General features: G+C 73.7%; 20 protein-coding genes. 9 read left to right on the forward strand and 11 right to left on the reverse strand.

Annotated features, from left to right (window positions below; all coding sequences use genetic code 11):
* Positions 1–11 precede the first annotated feature (11 nt).
* Positions 12–329 carry an uberolysin/carnocyclin family circular bacteriocin gene (locus NL142_RS06585; protein WP_194682844.1) on the reverse strand — a complete coding sequence of 106 codons (318 nt, stop codon included), beginning with the start codon at positions 327–329 and terminating at the stop codon, positions 12–14.
* Positions 330–638: 309 nt separating this feature from the next.
* On the opposite strand from NL142_RS06585, the gene NL142_RS06590 reads away from it, so the two are divergent.
* Positions 639–1,730 carry an iron-containing redox enzyme family protein gene (locus NL142_RS06590; protein WP_435081411.1) on the forward strand — a complete coding sequence of 364 codons (1,092 nt, stop codon included), beginning with the start codon at positions 639–641 and terminating at the stop codon, positions 1,728–1,730.
* Positions 1,727–2,002 carry a CDGSH iron-sulfur domain-containing protein gene (locus NL142_RS06595; RefSeq protein ID WP_435081412.1) on the forward strand — a complete coding sequence of 92 codons (276 nt, stop codon included), beginning with the start codon at positions 1,727–1,729 and terminating at the stop codon, positions 2,000–2,002. The genes NL142_RS06590 and NL142_RS06595 overlap by 4 nt, the downstream gene beginning before the upstream one ends.
* Positions 2,003–2,027: 25 nt before the next feature.
* Here NL142_RS06595 and ypfJ read toward each other — a convergent pair whose 3' ends face one another.
* The 10 genes from ypfJ to NL142_RS06645 form a co-directional block, all read right to left on the reverse strand.
* On the reverse strand, positions 2,028–2,975 hold the full coding sequence (gene ypfJ, locus NL142_RS06600) for a KPN_02809 family neutral zinc metallopeptidase (protein WP_435081413.1): 948 nt from the start codon (positions 2,973–2,975) through the stop codon (positions 2,028–2,030).
* A gap of 31 nt (positions 2,976–3,006) precedes the next feature.
* The gene (locus NL142_RS06605; protein ID WP_194682841.1) at positions 3,007–3,636 is read right to left on the reverse strand and encodes a DNA alkylation repair protein; all 630 of its coding nucleotides are present in this window, start codon (positions 3,634–3,636) and stop codon (positions 3,007–3,009) included.
* A complete protein-coding gene (locus NL142_RS06610; RefSeq protein ID WP_435081414.1) occupies positions 3,633–4,646 on the reverse strand; it encodes an NAD-dependent epimerase/dehydratase family protein in 1,014 nt (337 codons plus the stop codon). Before NL142_RS06610 ends, NL142_RS06605 begins: the two co-directional genes overlap by 4 nt.
* Positions 4,647–4,759: 113 nt before the next feature.
* Entirely contained in the window at positions 4,760–5,275 is a 516-nt protein-coding gene (locus tag NL142_RS06615) for a DUF2017 family protein (RefSeq protein ID WP_435081415.1), read from the reverse strand.
* Positions 5,272–5,646: an ATP-dependent Clp protease adapter ClpS gene (gene clpS, locus NL142_RS06620; RefSeq protein ID WP_435081416.1), complete on the reverse strand. Its 375-nt coding sequence runs from the start codon at positions 5,644–5,646 to the stop codon at positions 5,272–5,274. The genes NL142_RS06615 and clpS overlap by 4 nt, the downstream gene beginning before the upstream one ends.
* Positions 5,647–5,734: 88 nt before the next feature.
* Positions 5,735–6,433 carry a response regulator transcription factor gene (locus tag NL142_RS06625; RefSeq protein ID WP_012037957.1) on the reverse strand — a complete coding sequence of 233 codons (699 nt, stop codon included), beginning with the start codon at positions 6,431–6,433 and terminating at the stop codon, positions 5,735–5,737.
* On the reverse strand, positions 6,430–7,671 hold the full coding sequence (locus NL142_RS06630) for a sensor histidine kinase (RefSeq protein WP_435081417.1): 1,242 nt from the start codon (positions 7,669–7,671) through the stop codon (positions 6,430–6,432). The genes NL142_RS06625 and NL142_RS06630 overlap by 4 nt, the downstream gene beginning before the upstream one ends.
* A 95-nt stretch (positions 7,672–7,766) precedes the next feature.
* On the reverse strand, positions 7,767–8,606 hold the full coding sequence (locus NL142_RS06635) for an ABC-2 transporter permease (RefSeq protein ID WP_194682836.1): 840 nt from the start codon (positions 8,604–8,606) through the stop codon (positions 7,767–7,769).
* Complete coding sequence (locus NL142_RS06640; RefSeq protein WP_194682835.1) at positions 8,603–9,538, reverse strand: ABC transporter ATP-binding protein; 936 nt, start codon at positions 9,536–9,538, stop codon at positions 8,603–8,605. Before NL142_RS06640 ends, NL142_RS06635 begins: the two co-directional genes overlap by 4 nt.
* Positions 9,539–9,668: 130 nt before the next feature.
* Positions 9,669–10,874, reverse strand: coding sequence for an aminotransferase class I/II-fold pyridoxal phosphate-dependent enzyme (locus NL142_RS06645; protein ID WP_435081418.1), 1,206 nt, complete (start codon positions 10,872–10,874; stop codon positions 9,669–9,671).
* Between the two features lie 178 nt (positions 10,875–11,052).
* On the opposite strand from NL142_RS06645, the gene NL142_RS06650 reads away from it, so the two are divergent.
* The 7 genes from NL142_RS06650 (at position 11,053) to NL142_RS06680 (ending at position 18,570) form a co-directional block, all read left to right on the forward strand.
* On the forward strand, positions 11,053–11,598 hold the full coding sequence (locus tag NL142_RS06650) for a hypothetical protein (RefSeq protein WP_435081419.1): 546 nt from the start codon (positions 11,053–11,055) through the stop codon (positions 11,596–11,598).
* The gene (locus NL142_RS06655) at positions 11,589–12,494 is read left to right on the forward strand and encodes a hypothetical protein (RefSeq protein ID WP_435081420.1); all 906 of its coding nucleotides are present in this window, start codon (positions 11,589–11,591) and stop codon (positions 12,492–12,494) included. The genes NL142_RS06650 and NL142_RS06655 overlap by 10 nt, the downstream gene beginning before the upstream one ends.
* Positions 12,495–12,718: 224 nt before the next feature.
* Positions 12,719–14,272: a S1C family serine protease gene (locus NL142_RS06660; RefSeq protein WP_435081421.1), complete on the forward strand. Its 1,554-nt coding sequence runs from the start codon at positions 12,719–12,721 to the stop codon at positions 14,270–14,272.
* Positions 14,273–14,422: 150 nt separating this feature from the next.
* Positions 14,423–15,496 (forward strand): glycosyltransferase family 2 protein, encoded by a 1,074-nt coding sequence (locus NL142_RS06665; protein ID WP_435081422.1) that lies wholly within the window; start codon positions 14,423–14,425, stop codon positions 15,494–15,496.
* Positions 15,493–16,314, forward strand: a complete 822-nt coding sequence (locus tag NL142_RS06670) for a CDP-alcohol phosphatidyltransferase family protein (protein ID WP_194682829.1) — start codon at positions 15,493–15,495, stop codon at positions 16,312–16,314. Before NL142_RS06665 ends, NL142_RS06670 begins: the two co-directional genes overlap by 4 nt.
* Positions 16,311–17,186, forward strand: a complete 876-nt coding sequence (locus NL142_RS06675) for a glycosyltransferase family 2 protein (protein WP_435081423.1) — start codon at positions 16,311–16,313, stop codon at positions 17,184–17,186. The genes NL142_RS06670 and NL142_RS06675 overlap by 4 nt, the downstream gene beginning before the upstream one ends.
* 97 nt (positions 17,187–17,283) lie before the next feature.
* On the forward strand, positions 17,284–18,570 hold the full coding sequence (locus tag NL142_RS06680; protein ID WP_435081424.1) for a hypothetical protein: 1,287 nt from the start codon (positions 17,284–17,286) through the stop codon (positions 18,568–18,570).
* Positions 18,571–18,600: the final 30 nt, after the last annotated feature.

Raw genomic sequence — 18,600 nt, forward strand, 5'->3', positions numbered from 1 at the left:
AGACCGTCATGTCACCAGGCGATGACGGCCTTGCGGCCCTTCTTCTTGATCTCGTTGAGCAGGAACTGCTTGATGGTCTCGCGGCCCGCCGCGGCGATGAGGCCGAGGCCGCCCGAACCGAGCCCGATGAGGATCCCGACGATCGTCGCGGCCGTTCCCCCGGCCGTGGCGAGGTTGAGGATGGTGCCGCCCACGGCGGTCGGGATGCCGAACTGCTGGGCGAGGTCCGCCATCGGCAGCGTCCCGAGGACGAGCGAGGTGGCCACGAGGGCCAGTGTCCCGAGCAGCGCCGTGAGGGCGAGTCGGGTGATGTTCTGCGTACGTACCATGTGTTGCCTCCGTGTGGACCATCGGGTCGCCGTGTGTGACCTCGGGGGAAACGTATTCACCGCTCCGGAACGCGGTCAAGGGAAGCGATGCGGATGGACCGGAGGCCCCGACGGACGGATGACCGGGGTGACTACGGACGCTATCAGCGGCCCCGCGGCGCGCACCGCCGCTGACCCCTCCGGGTGCGTTCCCGCGCCTTTCGTCGCGCGGATCCATACCTTGGTATCGCTCCAGCCCCGCGCATCGCCGCTGCGGAGGAGGGGTGACACGCCCGGCAGGGACTGCGCCTCCCGGAGCAGGGTGGACGCATGACCGATCCGCTCGCCACCGCCCACGAAGCGGTCCGCACCCTCCCGTCTCCACTCCCCGCATCCCGGGGGCCGCTGAGCGCCGGGCTCCTCGACGCCCTGCTCCACGGCGTCGCCTCCTCCGCGGGTCCGGGCGTCGACCTCGCGGCGCTCGCCGCGGAGGCGCTCGCCGCTACGGACGACGTGGTCCGCGACGACGACGTCCAGCTGGCCCTGTTCTGCCTCTACGAGCTGCACCACGCCGGCCTCGAGGGGGTGGACGACGACCGCGAGTGGGACCCGCGGCTGATCGCCGTCCGCGGCATCCTCGAGCGCGCCTTCGAGGCCGCCCTGCGCGATCGCGTGCCCGTCCCCGAGCGCCCCGAACCCACGTCAGCCGGCGTCGCGGCCGCGCTCTTCGCGCTCACCTCGGCCGACTCCGGCCCGTCCATCTCGCGCTTCGTCGCGCGGAAGGCGAGCCTCGAGCAGCTCCGCGAGTTCCTCGTGCAGCGGTCGATCTACACGCTCGGCGAGGCCGACCCGCACTCCTGGGCGATCCCGCGCCTCCGCGGCCGCGCCAAGGCCGCGCTCGTGGAGATCCAGGCCGACGAGTACGGCGGCGGCCGGCCCGAGCGCGTCCACGCGACGATCTTCGGCGCGACCCTCCGCGGCGTCGGCCTCGACGACCGCTACGGCGCCCACCTCGACGACGTGCCCGCGATCACGCTCGCGTCGTCGAACGCGATGGCGCTGTTCGGCCTGCACCGGCGCCTCCGCGGCGCGATCGTCGGCCACCTGGCCGCGTTCGAGATGACGTCGAGCGTGCCCAGCCGCCTCTACGCGAGCGGGATCCGCCGCCTCGGCTTCGGCGACGACGTCGCCTGGTACTACGACGAGCACGTCGAGGCCGACGCCGTGCACGAGCAGATCGCGGCGCACGACCTCGCGGGCGGGCTCGTGGAGTCGGAGCCCGAGCTCCTCGACGACGTGCTGTTCGGCGCCGCCGCGTGCCTCGAGGTCGAGGGCTGGGTAGGTGCGCACGTGCTGGCGAGCTGGCAGGCCGGGCGGTCGTCGCTGCGTGAGGGGTCGACGGCCGCCGTGGTCGCCGCGTGAGCGCGCCGTCCGCGGACGACGTGTCCGCTCCGGGTCCGGCGCGCGCCCGGTCGACCGCTCCCGAGCCCGCGCGCATCATCGCGTACCCCGACGGGCCGCTGCTCGTCCGCGGCGACTTCGAGATCGTGGATCCCGAGGGCCACCCGATCCCGAGGACGCGCAGCACCGTCGCGCTCTGCCGCTGCGGCGTCTCGTCGATCAAGCCCTACTGCGACGGCACGCACCGGCTGGTCGGCTTCCGCACGGATCCGCCCGCGCCCATCCCAGACTGACTGCGGCCGGTCGTGCGCTCTCGGCCTAGAGCGCGCTGCCCGGGACCGCGAACGTGTCGCACGCCGTCGGGCCGCCGGCGCGACCGGCCTCGAACCAGCGCTGACGCTGCTCGGCCGATCCGTGCGTCCAGGTGTCCGGATCCACCCCGCCGCCGGCCTGGGCCTGGATGCGGTCGTCGCCCACGGCGGCCGCGGCGTCGAGCGCGTCCGCCACCTCGGCCGCGGAAACGGGCTCGAGGAACGCGGTCCCCGTGTCGTCCCGCACCTCGGCGGCCGCGCCGACCCACGCGCCCGCGTAGCAGTCGGCCTGCACCTCGAGCCGCACCGAGTCGGAGTCCGGTCCCGTCCCGCTCCGGTCGGCGCGGTCGAAGGCGCCCGACAGCTGCTGGATGTGGTGGCCCCATTCATGCCCGACGACGTACATCTGCGCGAGCGGCCCGCCCGAGGCGCCGAAGCGCGTGCGCAGCTCGTCGAAGAAGGTGACGTCGACGAAGAGGCGCCGATCCGGCGGGCAGTAGAACGGCCCGGTGGCGCTCGTCGCCTCGCCGCATCCGGTGCTCGTCGCGGCGTCGAACAGGGAGAAGCCCGGGCTGGCGTAGTCGGCGATGCCGACCTCGGATGCCGCGGTCGTCCAGTAGGTGTCGAGCGAGTCGGCCGCGCCCGCCATCCGGCACTCGACGCTCGCGTTCGCCTCCGCGCCGGTCGTGCAACCCTCGATCGCCTCGTCCTGCTCCTGCGACGAGCCCGCGCCGCCCGTGCCGCCCGCGCCGCCCGTGCCGCCCGCGCCGCCCGCGCCGCCGGTCCCGTCGACGAGCTGCGACAGGTCGACGCCCGTGAGCTGCTGCACGAGGATCACCGCGACCACCACCAGGAGCCCGCCGCCGCCGGCCGCGATGCCGGTCGTGCGTCCCCTGCCGCCGCGACGCCGCGTGACCTTGCTGCTGTCGATGCGGGCGTCGTCGTCGAAGGTCATGTCCCGAACGTACCCGCGGGGAGCGGGGGCGTCAGGCGAGATCGGGTCGCGTCTCGCGCACGACCTCGCGCACCCGCTCGACCGCCTCGCGCACCACGTCGTGCCCGCCCCGAGGGGCCGCCTGGGCGGTGCGGGCGCGACGGAGGAACCCGTCCCAGTCGCCGCCGCCGGCCCGGAGCGGTCGGGTCGGCGCCAGCAGGGCCGCCCGGCGGAGCCACACGTCCGCCTCGCCCGCCCAGCGGTCGAGCGCCTGGTCGGCTCGGGCGCGCGCGGCACCGGCCAGCCGCTCGACGAGCGGGCCGATGACGTCGAGCGCGAGCGGATCCACGAGCGCCCGCAGCCGGGCGTCCCGCACGAATCCCTCGACGCGCGTCAGGTCGCCGTTGTCGAGCCGGTCGACGTGCTCCTGCAGCAGCACGACCGCCGCCAGCCGGCGCTCGTAGACGCGCGACCGCCAGAGCTCGGACGCGAGCGCGACCGCCTCGTCCCGGGTCATGCCCGGACGCCGCCGCCCGAGGTCGCGCACCGTCCCGCGCACCGCGCCGACCGACGCGCCCACGAACTCGAGGTCGGAGCGCAGCCGCTCCCGCTCCGCCTCGGCGCGGTACCACGCGCCCTCCCGCTCGAGGGCCGCCGCGACGAACTCGGCGTCCTCGGTCATCTGGCGAGCGGCGCCGAGCCCTCGCGCCCGGTGCGGTGCACGAAGGCGCGGCCGAACTCGACCAGGACCTCCTCCGCCGTGTGCGTCGGGACCCAGCCCAGCACCTCGCGGGCGCGCGCGGTCGACATGACGGGCACGTTCGCGGCGATGTCGATCCAGCCCGGATCCGTCCGCTGCACGCGCAGCCGCCAGCTGGCCGACACGAGCGCGCGCAGCGCCGGCAGAGGCACCGTCACGACGCGCGCGTCGAGCAGGCGGCCGACGAGCGCGGGGTCGACGACCGGATCCGCCGCGACGTTGAACGCGCCGGGAGCGCGCCGCTCGACCGCGCGCCAGAACGCGTCCGCGACGTCCTCGTTGTGCACCACCTGCGACACGAGCTCGCGGGGGAGCGGCAGCACCGGGGTGCGGGTGGCGAGTCCGAGCCAGCGCGTGGGGATCCAGCGCCCGAGGAAGAGCCCGGCGATCTCCGCCGCGGCCTCGTCGTGCATCACGAGCCCGGGCCGCATGCGCGTCACGACGATCCCCGGGTGCGCCCGCTCGAACGCGTCCATCGCGCGCTCGTTCTCGGCCTTGTGCCGCGAGTAGTGGGAGGTGTGGATCCCGCCGGTGGGCCAGGTCTCGTCCCGCGGCCGGTCCTTGGGCGCCGGGCTGTACGCGCCCACCGAGGAGGCGACGACCACCTGCGGGACGCCCGCCTGGGCGACGGCCTCGAGCACGTGGGCCGTGCCGATGACGTTGGTGCGGTGCATCACGCTCTCGCGGTGGTTCGGCTGCAGAGCCCAGCCGAGGTGGATCACCGCGTCGGCGCCGCGCATGGTGGCCGCGAGCCCGGAGACCGCGCCCGCCGCGCCGATGTCGGCCAGGCGCCAGGTGACGTGGGAGTACGGCTCGAGGGAGGCGTCGGGCATGCGCCGGGCGACGCCCACGATCTCGGCGCCCGCGGCGTGGAGGCGGCGCAGCACCCCGGTGCCGAGGTTCCCGGTCGCTCCGATGACGACGACGCGCATGCTGCTCCTCTCCTGCGGACGGGACCCGTCGGGCCGGCTGATCCGCGGGTCCCCTCCATCATGCTCGCCGTCGGTCGCCGCCGAGCCGGCCGGCGGGCGGTGCGGGCCGATGCTCAGCGGTCGACGGCCTCGATGAGCGACCCTTGGGCGAACGTCAGCCAGTCGTACAGGCTCGCGCTCTCCTGCGGTGCGCGGTCGCGCCAGCCGTCGGCCTCGTCGATGCGCAGCGGCACGGAGATCGCGAGCCGCAGGTCGTTGAGGATGCGGAGCCAGGCCTGCGCGCCCGTCGGATCCAGCACCACGAGGAGTCCGCGCCGGCCGGCCCCGCGCGCGTCGGCCTCCGCGAGGGTCGCCTCGACGGAGCTCGCGTTGGCCGCCTTCGCCTCGCTGAGGTCCGCCGCCGTGAAGCGCCGGAACTCCGCGGACGACTCCGCGTCGTCCGGGTACGCGTCGGGCAGCAGACGCTCGACGACGGGGGAGGGGGCGGCGCCGTCGGTCGCGCCGCCGGGCGCGGATCCCTCGTCCAGGATCCCGCGGAGCTCGCCGAGCAGGCCGCGCAGCATGGCGATCTCGTGCGGCTCGAGGTGCGCGGCGACCGTGCCGTCGGGGCGCGCGCGGAAGGCCCTCACGCGTCCACCCGCTCGAGGGTGGCCCACAGGCCGTAGCCGTGCATCGCCAGGACGTGGCGCTCGATCTCCTCGCGGATCCCCGTCGCGACGACCGCCCGGCCGTCCTCGTGCACCCGGAGCATGAGCTCGTCGGCGCGCTCGCGGGGGAAGCCGAAGTAGCTGCGGAACACGTACGAGACGTAGGTCATGAGGTTGACGGGGTCGTTCCAGACCACGCAGCTCCACACCGGCGGGGTCGACGCGCGCTCGAGCAGGCTGGTGTCGGATCCCGTGCGGGTCCCCGACCCGGGGTCGCCCGCGGGCGGGTCGGCGGCGCGGCGAGCGGCGGGGAGGAGGCGGGAGGTCCGCGCGTCCGCGGTGGTGGTGGTCATCGCGCTCCCGTGGGGTCGTCCCGGCGAGCGGCCGGAGCATCCATCCTCCCCCGCCGGGCGGGTCGCCGGCGACCTCGTTCGCGCCGCGTCATGCACCGGGACGCACGAGCCCGCAGTCGTACGCGAGGATCACGGCCTGCACGCGGTCCCGCACCTCGAGCTTGGCGAGCACCCGGCCCACGTGCGTCTTCACCGTCGACTCCGACAGGTAGAGGCGTCCGGCGATCTCCTGGTTGGTGAGCCCCTCGGCCAGCGCCGTGAGCACCTCCAGCTCGCGCGCCGTCAGCGGTCGCAGGCGCGGGTCGGCGGCGCCCTCGCCCGTGCCGGCCGCGCCGCCGGTCGCGGGCATCGTCGGGCCGAGCAGCTCGATCATGCGCCGGGTGACCCGGGGCGAGATGGCGGCGTCGCCGTCGGCGACCGCGCGGATCGCCTCCATCAGGTGCTCGGGCCGCGTGTCCTTCACCAGGAACCCGCTCGCGCCGGCGCGCAGCCCGGCGAACGCGTACTCATCGAGGTCGAACGTGGTCAGCACGATGACGCGCGTCGCCGGGTGGCGGGCGACGATCTCGGCGGTGGCGTCGATGCCGTCCATCCCGGGCATCCGCACGTCCATGAGCACGATGTCGGGGGCGAGGGCGCCCGTGCGCTCCACGGCCGCGCGGCCGTCGGCTGCCTCGCCCACCACCTCGATCCCGGGCTCGGCGTCGAGCACCATGCGGAAGCCCATGCGCACGAGCGCCTGGTCGTCCACGATGAGCACGCGGACGGGGGTGCTGCTGTCGGTCATCGGTCCTCCTGGAGGCGGGGGCTGTCGGTCGGTCCGGGGGCACGGGTCGCGTCGCCCGGCCGCACGTCGTGGAGCCCGCTGGGCATGGTCGCCAGCACGCGCCAGCCCCCGTTCTCGCGTCGTCCCGCGGTCGCGGTGCCGCCGTACACCGCCATGCGCTCCGCGACGCCCACGAGTCCGCGGCCGCTGCCGGGGACGGGCGGCACGACGGGTCCCGTGAGGTCGTCGTCCGTGACCTCGACGACGATCTCCTCCGGCCGATGGTCGAGCTTCACCTCGACCCGGTCGGCGTTCGGCGCGTACCTGAGCACGTTGGTCAGCGACTCCTGCACGACGCGGAAGACGGCCAGCTGCCGTCCCGGGTCGTCGGGCGGCGTGCCCGTGCTGGTGAAGCGCACCGGCAGGCCGGTGGAGCGGAACGAGTCGACCAGGGCGGCGAGGTCGGCGTGCCCGGGCTGGGGCGCGCGGAGCGACGGCGGGGCGGCGTCGCCCGTGCCTGGCTCCTCGGCGAGGACGCCCAGCATCCGGCGCATCTCGGACAGGGAGGTGCGACCGGTCTCGGCGACCTCGCGCATCGCGTCGCGGGCGAGCTCCGGTCGGGCGACGGCGCTCGCGGCCGCCCCGTCGGCGAGGGTCACCATGACGGTGATCCCGTGCGCGACGATGTCGTGGATCTCGCGCGCGATCCGCGTCCGTTCCGCCGCGGTGGCGAGCCGCGCCTGCTGGTCGCGCTCGCGGGCGAGCTGCATGGCGAGGTCCCGCAGCGCCTCGACGTAGCGCTTGCGCCCGCCCACGTTGATCCCGATGAGCGTCGCGATGAGCGGGAGGATCAGGTTGATGAGCAGCATGGTGGCGATCGACAGGGCCATGGGCCCCTGGCCCGCCGTCGACGGCGCGACGACCGCGATGAGGACGGCGACGCCGCCGAAGCCGATCCACGCGTGCCGGGCCGACCCGTAGACGGCCAGGGCGTAGAGCGCGAGCGGGACGGCCCCGCCGTCGAAGCTGCCGGACACGAGGGCGCCCGCCGCGGTCGCCGCCCCCGAGACCGCGAGGACAATCACGGGTCGGCTGCGGCGGAACATGAGGGCGACGCCCGTCAGGACGCTGAACGCCGCCAGCGCCAGGCCTCCGGCGAGGCCCGGGGATCTGCTCCCGACGACGGGCGCCGCGCTCACCGACAGCAGGGTGAACGCGATGGCGATGACCGCGTCGACCGCTCGCGGGTGCCGGGCCATCCAGCCGCGGAAGGCGCCCGGCGGGGTGGGCAGGCGGACGCCGTCGGGGGGGGGGGTGCCCGCCGCGCCCGACGGCGCCCTCCGTCCCGCGTCGATCAGGCGTCCCGCTTCCGGGCGAGGACCATCGCGGGCACGAGGATCACGGCGACCCACCCGACCATGACGAGCAGCGCCTGCCAGAACTCGAGCTCACCGGGCGCACCCGTGGCCATGCTGTAGAGCCGGTTGCCGGCGCTCAGCGGGAAGTACGGCGCGAGATCCGCGACCCAGTCGAGCACGCCGCCGAGCAGCTGGCCGACGATCGGCACGACGAGCACGAGGCCGACGAGGGCGCCGATCCCCGCCGCGCCGTTGCGCAGCAGCAGTCCGAAGCCGAAGCCCATCAGGCCGATGAGCACGACGAAGAGCACGCCGCCGAGGGCCGCGAGCAGGAAGTCACCGTCCAGCACGTCGACCTCCGCGCCGGCGGACGCGAAGTACCCGCGGGCGATGAGGAGCGCGGCGGCCACCGCGATCGCGGTGATGACGAACGTCACCACCGTGTAGACGATCGCCTTGGCGGCGATGACGCCCAGACGGCGCGGCGCGGCGCTGAAGGACGAGCGGATCATGCCGGTCGAGTACTCGCCGCTGATCACCAGCACGCCGAGCACGCCGGCGACGAGCATCGACAGGGTGACGCCGCTGAGCCCCACCTGGAGGAGAAGGTCCGTCGCGGGGACGCCGGGGAGGGACAGCTGCGTCCGGAGCTGGTCCACGACGAAGGGCGTGAAGAGCGCCGAGAAGCCGGCGAGCAGGAGGAAGACGAGCGCGAAGCACCAGACGGTGGAGCGCAGCGTCCGCAGCTTGATCCACTCGGAGCGCATCAGGCGGGGGAGCGTGGGCCGGCCCGTGGTCACCGGTGCGGGCGCGTAGGTCGTGCTGGTGGCGGTCATCGTGCGATCTCCTGCTCGGTCTGGCCGACTGCGGCGCTGTGGTACTCGACGTCGCCCTGCGTGAGCGACAGGTACGCGTCCTCGAGGGACGCGGTGACGGGCGTGAGCTCGTGCAGCACGACACCGGCGGACATCGCCGCGTCGCCGACCTGCGCGGCCGTGAGGCCCGTGATCTCGATCACGTCGCGCTCGACGCTGGTGACCACGACCTCCGGCCGCGCCACCGCCTGGCCGAGCTGGTCGGCGTGCGGGGAGCGGACGCGGACGAGGCCGCTCGTGGCCCCCGCGACGACCGCCGCGACAGGCGCGTCGGCGAGCACGCGACCGCGCCCGAGGACGATGAGGTGGTCGGCGGTCTGCGCCATCTCGCTCATGAGGTGCGAGGAGAGGAGGACTGTGCGTCCCTGGCCGGCGAGGTAGCGGGTGATGTTGCGCACCCACATGACGCCCTCGGGGTCGAGGCCGTTGACGGGCTCGTCGAGGATCAGCGTGCGCGGGTCCCCGAGGAGAGCGACGGCGATGCCGAGGCGCTGTCCCATGCCGAGGGAGAAGCCGCCGACGCGCTTCTTGGCGACCGGCTGGAGGCCGGTCATCTCGATGACCTCGTCCACCCGCGAGCGCGGGATGCCGTGCGTGGCCGCCATGGCGAGCAGGTGGTTGTAGGCGGAGCGGCCCGTGTGGACGGCCTTGGCGTCGAGGAGCGCGCCGACCTCGTGGAGCGGAGCCTGGAGGTCGCGGTAGCGGCGGCCGTTGACGGTCACCGAGCCGGACGTGGGACGGTCGAGACCCACGATCATGCGCATCGTGGTGGACTTGCCGGCGCCGTTCGGACCGAGGAATCCGGTCACCATGCCCGGCTGGACGGTGAAGCTCACGCCGTCCACGGCGGTCTTCGCGCCGTAGCGCTTGGTCAGGTTCTCAGCGACGATCATGCGCGCTGCCTCCTCAGGGTGGGTTCGCGGGCCCAGCGCCCGCGGAAGCAACGTTAGGGGCGGGGTCGTCGGGGCGGCGTCCCCCCTCCGGCCCCCGTCTCGCGCGGGAGGCTGGTACCAGGGTGCCGGCTCAGGCGGTCCCCGCCGCCAGCGCGCCGAGGCGCCTCGCCGCCTCCTCGAGCACGTCGATCCGCTTGCAGAAGGCGAACCGCACGAGGGACGCGTGCTCCGCGGCGAGCGGCGCATGGCAGAAGGCGGACAGAGGCACGCCGACGACGCCGGCCAGCTCCGGGAGGCGCAGGCACAGCTCGCGGGCGTCGGGGAAGCCGAGCGGGGCCGCGTCCGCGACGATGAAGTACCCGGCGGCGGGCAGGTGGATCCGGAAGCCCGCAGCGGTCAGTCCCGCGGCCAGGACGTCGCGCTTCCGCCGGAGGTCGTCCGCGATCTCCTCGTACACCGCGTCGGGCAGCGCGAGGCCGGTCGCGATGGCGGGCTGGAACGGCGCCCCGTTCACGAAGGTCAGGAACTGCTTCACCGCGAGGATCGCCGACACGAGCGGGGCCGGCGCGGTGAGCCAGCCGACCTTCCACCCCGTGGTGCGGAACGTCTTGCCGCCCGAGGAGATCGTCACCGTGCGCTCGCGCGCCCCGGGCAGCGTCGCGACGGGCACGTGGGGCGCGTCGAAGGCGAGGTGCTCGTAGACCTCGTCCGTGACGATCACCGCGTCGTGCGCGACGGCGAGCTCGACCACGAGCTCCCGTACCTCGCGGCTGAGCACCGTGCCGGTGGGGTTGTGCGGGTCGTTGAGGAGGATCACGCGGGTGCGGTCGGTGATGACCCGGCGGAGGTCGTCGAGCCGAGGCTGGAAGTCGGGGGCGCGCAGCGGCACGGTCCGGTGGATCCCGCGGGCCAGCGAGATGAGCGCCCCGTACGCGTCGTAGAACGGCTCGAGCGTCACGACCTCGTCGCCCTCCTCGACCAGCGCGAGCAGCGTCGCGGAGAGTGCCTCGGTCGCGCCGGCGGTGACGAGGACCTCCGTGTCCGGATCCACGGCGAGACCGTAGAAGCGCGCCTGGTGCGCGGCGATCGCCGACCGAAGCTCCGGCGTGCCGCGCCCCGGCGGGTACTGGTTCATGCCGGCGGAGATGGCGGCACGAGCCGCCTCGAGCACCTCGCTGGGCCCGTCCTCGTCGGGGAAGCCCTGACCGAGGTTGATCGCGCCGGTCGCCGCGGCCAGCGCGCTCATCTCCGCGAACACGGTGGTTCCCGGCATCCCGTCCGGCGTCAGCAGCATCGCCCCACGGGCCGCGCGCACCCACGCGCCGGGAATCGTCATGGGCCCATCATCCCGCGCCCGCTCGTCCTCCACAGGCGGCAGCGCCGTACGCGCCAAGGATGGTGTGGAGCGACCACGTCCGCGTTCCGCGACCCCCGCTAGCTTTCCTGGACCCGCGACGCACGGCGCCCGAGCGCCTGCTCCCGCGCGGGATCCGCACCGCCCGGGGGAGACGAACGTGAACGACCGACCGCGCATCCCGCTGCGCCGACGAGGGGGAGCGGTGGCCGTCTCGGTGGCCGTCCTCGCCACCTTCCACTTGCTCACCGGATGCGCCCCCTCCTCGCCCCCGGCACCCACGACCGCCCCGACCCCGTCGCTCACGCAGGAGGAGCAGGACGACCAGGCCTTCCAGGCAGCGTTCTCGGGGTTCCTCGACCTGCCCTTCCAAGGAGAGTCTGGCGACGCTCTTCGGCCGTTCCTCACCGGAGATGCCTTCGACGACGAAGTGCGCGAGATCGACGAGTACCAAGCGGCCCAGCAGACGGTGGTCGGCAAGGACACCTACTACGGCTTTCGAGTGACGTCGCGTGGACCGGGGTACGCGGTGGCCCAGGCATGTCTCGACGTCAGCGGAACCAGGGTCCTCGATGCGAGTGGACGAGACGTGACGACGACGAGGAGTCCGGTCGTGTCGCTGCAGCTTAAGGGCGTCATCGGCGACGATGGTTCGTGGCGCATCAGCGACCTGGTCCCCAATGACGAGGTCCACGCATGCGACTGAGAGCGGCGCTGGTGCTCATCATCTCGATCGCCCTAGTTGCCCTGAATGCTGTCGCGGTGCAGGCCGACTCGGGCGGGTGTGGGCGGCGCGGCCTGGGGGATGCGCCCTGCATCGGCGGCGCGATCGGTGCGGACGGCGTCGCGCTGCACGGAACGACGATGGCCGCGCCCGTCAGCGATGGATCTGCCGACGACGACGCAGTGCGTGCTCACCCTGCAACTCAGACGACGCCGCAGGCGCCGCCTCCGGTGCCGCGGGGGCGGTTGGCTGCGGATGTGGACGTGCCGTGCACTCCGAGTGCGCGTCTGTCGGGTGGATCTCTCTGTTCGGATGGGCAGCATGCGTTCCTGCCGCCGGCGAAGGCAGCGACCAAGCCGGCGGATCTGGTGCCGGTCGTGGCCGCAGCTCCTGGGGTGTCGTTGGCGGATGTGGCGCAGTTCGTGCCGCGGGATGCGTCGATCCGGTCGCAGCCGAACGGGTGGGCGATCGTGGGGGCGCCGGTGAACCTGTTCACCGACGCGACGCCGCAGGTGGTGGACGGGGTGTTGCTGGGTCGGCCGGCGCAGGTGCGGTTCGTGCCGGTGTCGTTCGTGTGGGATCACGGCGACGGGACCAGTACGACGGTGGTGGGTCCTGGTGCGTCGTGGAAGGCGTTGGGGCAGCAGGACTTCACGCCGACGGACACGAGCCACGTGTATCCGAGCGTCGGTGACAGGCAAGTGAGCCTGACGATCTCGTACTCGCCCGCCTACCGGTTCGACGGGGGTGCCTGGCAGCAGATCCCGGGCACGCTCCCGGTGCAGGTCGGGCCTGTCGCGATCCGTGTCCTGCAGGGGTCGACGGTGTTGGTCGGGGGTGCGTGCGGGGAGCGGGACGCGGGACCCGGATGCCCGTGAGCTGCATCGGACCGCGCGCGGGGTCGGGGGTAGCGAGTCCCACGGCGTGACCGGCGGCAGGAACACCGTCGCCGCGTACGCTCGAGCCAGCTCGTGAGCTGAGCGTGTCCGGTCGCGAGCCGCCCGTGCCTCCCGAGGTCCGGCGGCGGTGCCCTGTCAGGGCGGCCATAGGGAACGCCCAGACTCGCCCTGAATGCTGGCATGACCTGAGAGGAGCACCACCGATGACCGACAGAAGCCACGGCGACGACGAGCACGAGGGCGGCCGCGAGGCAGCCGGCCGAGCCGAGGGCTCCTCGACGGGTGCCACGTCGTCCGATGCCCCTCAGGCGCGCGACGAGGGATCGGCCTGGCCGGCGCCCGCCGGCCCCGCGGCCGCGTCCCATCCCGCGCCGACCACGCCGACCACGTCGGATCAGCAGGACACCCTCGCCTACGGAACGGCAGCACCGACCGACCACGCGGCGACCGCGCCTCTCGGTGGCGCTGCGGCGGCGGGATCCGAGCCGGTCGGCGACACCACGACCGCTGCTCCCAAGAAGAAGCCGAACAAGGCACTGCCCCTCGTCGCCATGCTGGCCGTCGGGGCGCTCATCGGCGGTGCCGCCGGCGGTCTCACCACCTGGGCCATCGCGCACGACGACGCCTCGACCGAGTCGGTCAGCCAGTCGCCTGCGAACATCACGGTCAACGACCCGGACAACGCGACTCCCATCACGGCCGTCGCCGCCAAGGTGTCCGGCTCGGTCGTCACCATCGAGGTGGCCGGTGCGCAGGCCGGCGGCACGGGCTCCGGCGTCGTGCTCTCCAGCGACGGCTACATCCTCACCAACACCCACGTGGTGACGCTCGACGGCCAGACCGGCGACGCCACCATCCAGGTGAAGACCGCGGACGGGGCGCTCTACACGGCGAAGCTCGTCGGCACGGATCCCGTCGTCGACCTCGCCGTCATCAAGCTCGACAACGCGAGCGGCCTCACGCCCATAGAGTTCGCCGACTCGTCGAAGCTCAACGTCGGCGACACCGCCATCGCCATCGGTGCCCCTCTGGGGCTCTCCGGCACCGTCACCGACGGCATCGTCAGCGCCCTCGACCGGAGCATCCAGGTCGCGTCGTCGGCAGCCCCGGCGACACCGGGCGACGGCAGCCAGAGCGACGAGACGCCGTTCAACTTCTGGCCCTTCGGCAACGAGGGCCAGGGCGGTTCCGGCGGCGAGGGTGGCCAGGGCGGCCAGGGCGGTTCCGGCGCTCAGGGCCAGGCCTCGGCGAACATCAACCTCGCGGTGATCCAGACCGACGCGGCCATCAACCCCGGCAACTCGGGCGGTGCGCTCCTCGACGGCGACGGCAAGCTCATCGGCGTCAACGTCGCCATCGCGAACGCGGGCGGCACCAGCTCCACCGCCGGCAGCATCGGCGTCGGCTTCGCCATCCCGTCGAACCTCGCGAAGCGCGTGGGCCAGGAGATCATCCAGAACGGCAAGGCATCCCACGGTCTCCTCGGGGCGAGCGTCCGCGACGTCGCCAGCGGCGACTCGGCCACCCCGGTCGGCGGCGCGTTCATCGCCGAGGTCCAGAGCGGTGGTGCGGCGGCTGCTGCGGGGCTGAAGCAGGGGGACATCGTGACCGCCTTCGGCAGCATCCCGATCAGCAAGGCGAGCGACCTCACGGCTCAGGTGCGCGCCCTCGCCGGCGGCAGCGCCGCGGAGCTCACCGTCATCCGCGGTGGGCAGAAGCAGAAGGTGGACGTCACGCTCGGCACGCTGCAGCAGTAGCGAGGGGCGTCACGAGGGGCGGATCGGCTGGCGCCGGTCCGCCCCTCGTCGTCCTCGACCGGCGGGCGGCCGACGGGGAGGCTGGTAAACTCCTGCGAGGCTCGGCCCCCGACAGGCCCCGGCCGCACCTCCCTCAAGAGATCGGCTCAGATGGCGCACCACCCGCGACGAGACCCCGTCGCCGGCAGCCCCGGCGATCTCCCCGCCGTCTCGTACGTCATGCCGATCCTCAACGAGGCGGCCCATGTCCGCTCCGCCGTCGACAGCATGATGCAGCAGGACTACCCCGGCGACTTCGAGGTCGTCCTGGCCCTCGGTCCGAGCACAGACGGCACCACCGAGGTCGTCCGCGAGATGGCCCGGGCCGATCCGCGCATCACGAGCGTCGACAACCCCACGGGGTCCACGCCCGGCGGCCTCAATGCGGCCATCCGCGCCACGCGCCACCCCATCGTGATCCGCGTCGACGCGCACTCGCTCCTGCCGCGCGACTACACGCGCATCGCCGTCGAGACCCTGCAGGCGACCGGCGCCGACAACGTCGGCGGTCTCATGTCGGCCGAGGGGCGCACGCCGTTCGAGAAGGCCGTCGCCCGCGCGTACGGCGCCCGGGTCGGGCTCGGCGGCACCGCGCATCACGTGGGCGGCAAGGAGGGGCCGGCGGAGACCGCCTACCTAGGCGCCTTCCGTCGCGAGCGTCTCGTGGAGGTCGGGCTCTTCGACGAGGGCGTGCGACGCGGCCAGGACTGGGAGCTCAACCGCCGGCTCCGGCAGAGCGGCGGACTCGTGTGGTTCACGCCGAGGATGAAGGTGACCTACCGTCCGCGCTCCACGTTCCGCTCGCTCATCCGCCAGTTCTTCGCCACCGGCCTGTGGCGCGGGGAGCTCGCCCGGCGCTACACGCGGCAGAACTCCGTGCGGTACTTCGTGCCCCCGGTCGCGGTCGCCGGAGTGGCCGCGGGGCTCCTCCTGGGTACCGCGGGCCTCGTCGGCGCCGCGCTGGGGATGCCGGGCCTGCGCCGCCTCGTCGGCGCCTTCGTCGTGCCCGGCGTCTACGCCGGCTTCGTGCTGGTGAGCTCGGTCTCGGTCGCCTCGCGGGACGGCGCCGCGACGATGCTCCGCTTCGCGGCGGTCCTCCCGTCCATCCACTTCAGCTGGGGCACCGGGTTCGTGCTCGGCTTCCTCGAGCTCACCGACGACCTCGACGGGCACACCGGCCGATGAGCGCCGCTCCCGGCACCGGCGACCGCGGCCTGCCCACCTCCATCGACGAGCTCCGCCGCGTGACGCAGCCGCCCGAGGTGCGACTCCGCGCGAACGCCGAGCACTGGACGGCGCACCTGTACCTGCGCGACCTCTCGCCGTACCTGACCTGGCTGCTGCTACGGACGAGGATCAGCGCGAACGGGGTCACCGTCGTCATGATCCTCACGGGCTGGGCGGCCGCCGCCGCGCTCCTCATCCCCGGCATCGCGGGGGCCGCCCTCGCGCTGGTCCTCGGCCAGCTGCAGATGCTGGTGGACTGCTGCGACGGCGAGGTGGCGCGCTGGCGCCGTACCTCGTCGCCGGTCGGCCACTTCCTCGACGCCGTGGGGCACTACTCCACCGAGACGCTGATCGCGCTCGCCCTCGGGATCCGCGCCGCCGCCTACCCCTTCGAGGCGCCGGGCGACCTGCCGTGGACGACCCTCGCGTTCGCCCTGGCGCTCGTGATCGTGCTGAACAAGGCGCTGAACGACATGGTCCGCGTGGCGCGGGCGTCGGCCGACCTGCCCAAGGCTCCCGTCGGCGCCGGTACGGTCGCGTCGCAGCACTCCCTGATCGCCACGGCCCGCCGCGTCGTGCGGTTCCTGCCCTTCCACCGCATGTTCCACTCGGTGGAGCTCACCATCGTGACCTTCGTCGTCGCGCTGATCGGCCTCGTCGCGGGTCAGCCGGAGACCGACCGGGTGTACCTCGTCGTCCTGGTGCCGCTCGCGGTGCTGGCGCTCGTCGGGCACTTCGTGATGATCGTCACCTCGCGTCGGCTGACGTCCGCATGACGGTCGCCGTCCCGCGCGTCGGCGTCGTCGTCCTCAGCCAGGGGCGTCGGCCGGAGGGGCTGGCGGCGTCGCTCGCCTCGGTGCTGCGGCAGCAGGGCGTCGCGCTCGACGTCGTCGTGGTCGGCAACGGCTGGGATCCCGTGGGCCTGCCCGACGGCGTGCGGGGCCTGCACCTGCCCGAGAACCTGGGCATCCCCGCCGGGCGCAACGCCGGGGTCCCGCTCGTCGCCGGCGAGACGCTGTTCTTCCTCGACGACGACGAGACCGTGCCGAGCGCGGCGTTCCTCGCGGACTCCCTCGAGCTGATGCGGACGACGGGTGACATCGCGCTCATCCAGCCGCGGATCGTCGACCCGACCGGTGCCGCCACGCCCCGCCGCTGGATCCCGCGCATCCGCAAGGGCGATCCCGCGAGCTCGAGCGAGGTCATGTCCGTGCTGGAGGGTGCCGTCGTCGTCCGCCGCGACGCGTTCGAGGCCGCTGGCGGCTGGGCGGGGGAGTTCTTCTACGCCCACGAGGGGATCGAGCTGGCATGGCGGATCTGGGATCAGGGGCTCCGCGCCTGGTACGCGGGCGACCTCGTCGCCCACCACCCCGCCGTCGCCCCGACCCGGCACGCGGAGTACCACCGCCTGAACGCGCGCAACCGGGTCTGGCTCGCGCGGCGCAACCTGCCGCTGCCGCTCGTGCCCGTGTACGTGGGGTCGTGGACCGCGGTGCAGCTGATCCGCAGCGCGCGGAACCGAGACGGCCTCGGCACCTGGCTGCGCGGCTGGCGCGAGGGGTGGACGACGTCGCCCGGGCCGCGTCGTCCGATGTCGTGGAGCACCGTCGTCCGCATGACGCGCGCGGGCAGGCCGCCCGTCATCTGATCGTGATCCGACCCCGATCGGTCACGATCGCACACCGTTCCGCGCCCCCGGCCGGGGCGCGTCCGGAGGCACCCGGAGCGCTGGCTACGGTGGAGTCATGGGTCTCCTGAACGACGCTCGCCTCGGCGTGCGCGCTGTCCGCTCGCTGGTCCAGCAGCGCCGTGCGCGCGGGACCCTCCAGCGCAAGCTCGCGCTCCGCGCCCCCTCGCCCCGAGGCGAGTACCGCGTCGCCGTGTACTTCGCCGACTCGGCCGTGAACATGTACCAGATCCGCCAGTGGTACCGGCCGCTCGTCGAGCTGGCGCGCACGCATCCGGTCGTCATCCTGAGCCGCCACCCGAGCGGGGCGAACGCGCTCCTCGACGAGAGCCCCCTCCCGGTGGAGTACGTGCGTCGCGTCGCGGACCTCGAGCGGGTCATCGCGGAGCAGGACATCCGCGTCGTCCTCTACGTCAACCAGAACACCCGGAACTTCCAGATGATGCGGTACGGGCGCCGGTGGCATGTCTTCGTCAACCACGGCGAGTCCGACAAGATGTACATGACCACCAACCAGTTCAAGGCGTACGACTACAGCCTCATCGCCGGCGACGCCGCCCGCGCCCGGCTCGGCAAGGTCCTCTGGGACTACGACCTCGCCCGTCGCGCGATCCCGATCGGCCGACCGCAGGCCGACCACTACTCCGGTGAGCTGCCCTACGCGCCCGACGACCGCACGGTCGTGCTCTACGCGCCCACGTGGGAGGGGGATCGCGCCGCCGCCGCGTACGGGTCCATCGCGTCCCACGGTGTGCCGCTGGTGCGTGACCTCATCGCGACGGGGCGGCATCGGGTGGTCTACCGGCCGCACCCGCGGTCGGGTGTCGTCGATCCCGGGTACGCGCGCGCGAACCGCGAGATCGCCGCCATGCTCGAGCGGGCGAACGCGCAGGATCCGTCGGCGCAGCACGTCGTCGACCGCTCGCGCGAGCTCGCCTGGCAGCTGTCCGCCGCCGACCTCGCCATCGTCGACATCTCCGCGATGGTCTACGACCGCCTCGCGGCGGGACGCCCGCTGATGGTGACGCGGCCGGTCCAGCCGGAGGCCCAGATCGACACCGACGGCTACCTCTCCGACTGCGAGTGGCTGACGGCGGACGACGCGCGCGACATCGTCACCCGGCTGGACGCGCTGCAGCACGACGCGGCCGCGGATCGCCGGCTCGCGGCCTGGGTCCGCCACTACTTCGGCGACACCTCTCCCGGCGCGGCGACCGCGCGCTTCCACGGGGCGATCGACCACCTCATGGGGGAGTGGGAGCGGCACGCGGCTCTGCACGCCCGGGACGGCGGCGACGATCCGCCGTCCGACGACCAGGTCGACGACGAGGACGAGGACGCCTGAGGCTCGGCGGGGTCGGGCGACGACGCCGAC

This window comes from Clavibacter quasicaliforniensis (genome assembly GCF_051201715.1).
GTDB classification, from domain to species: domain Bacteria; phylum Actinomycetota; class Actinomycetes; order Actinomycetales; family Microbacteriaceae; genus Clavibacter; species Clavibacter seminis.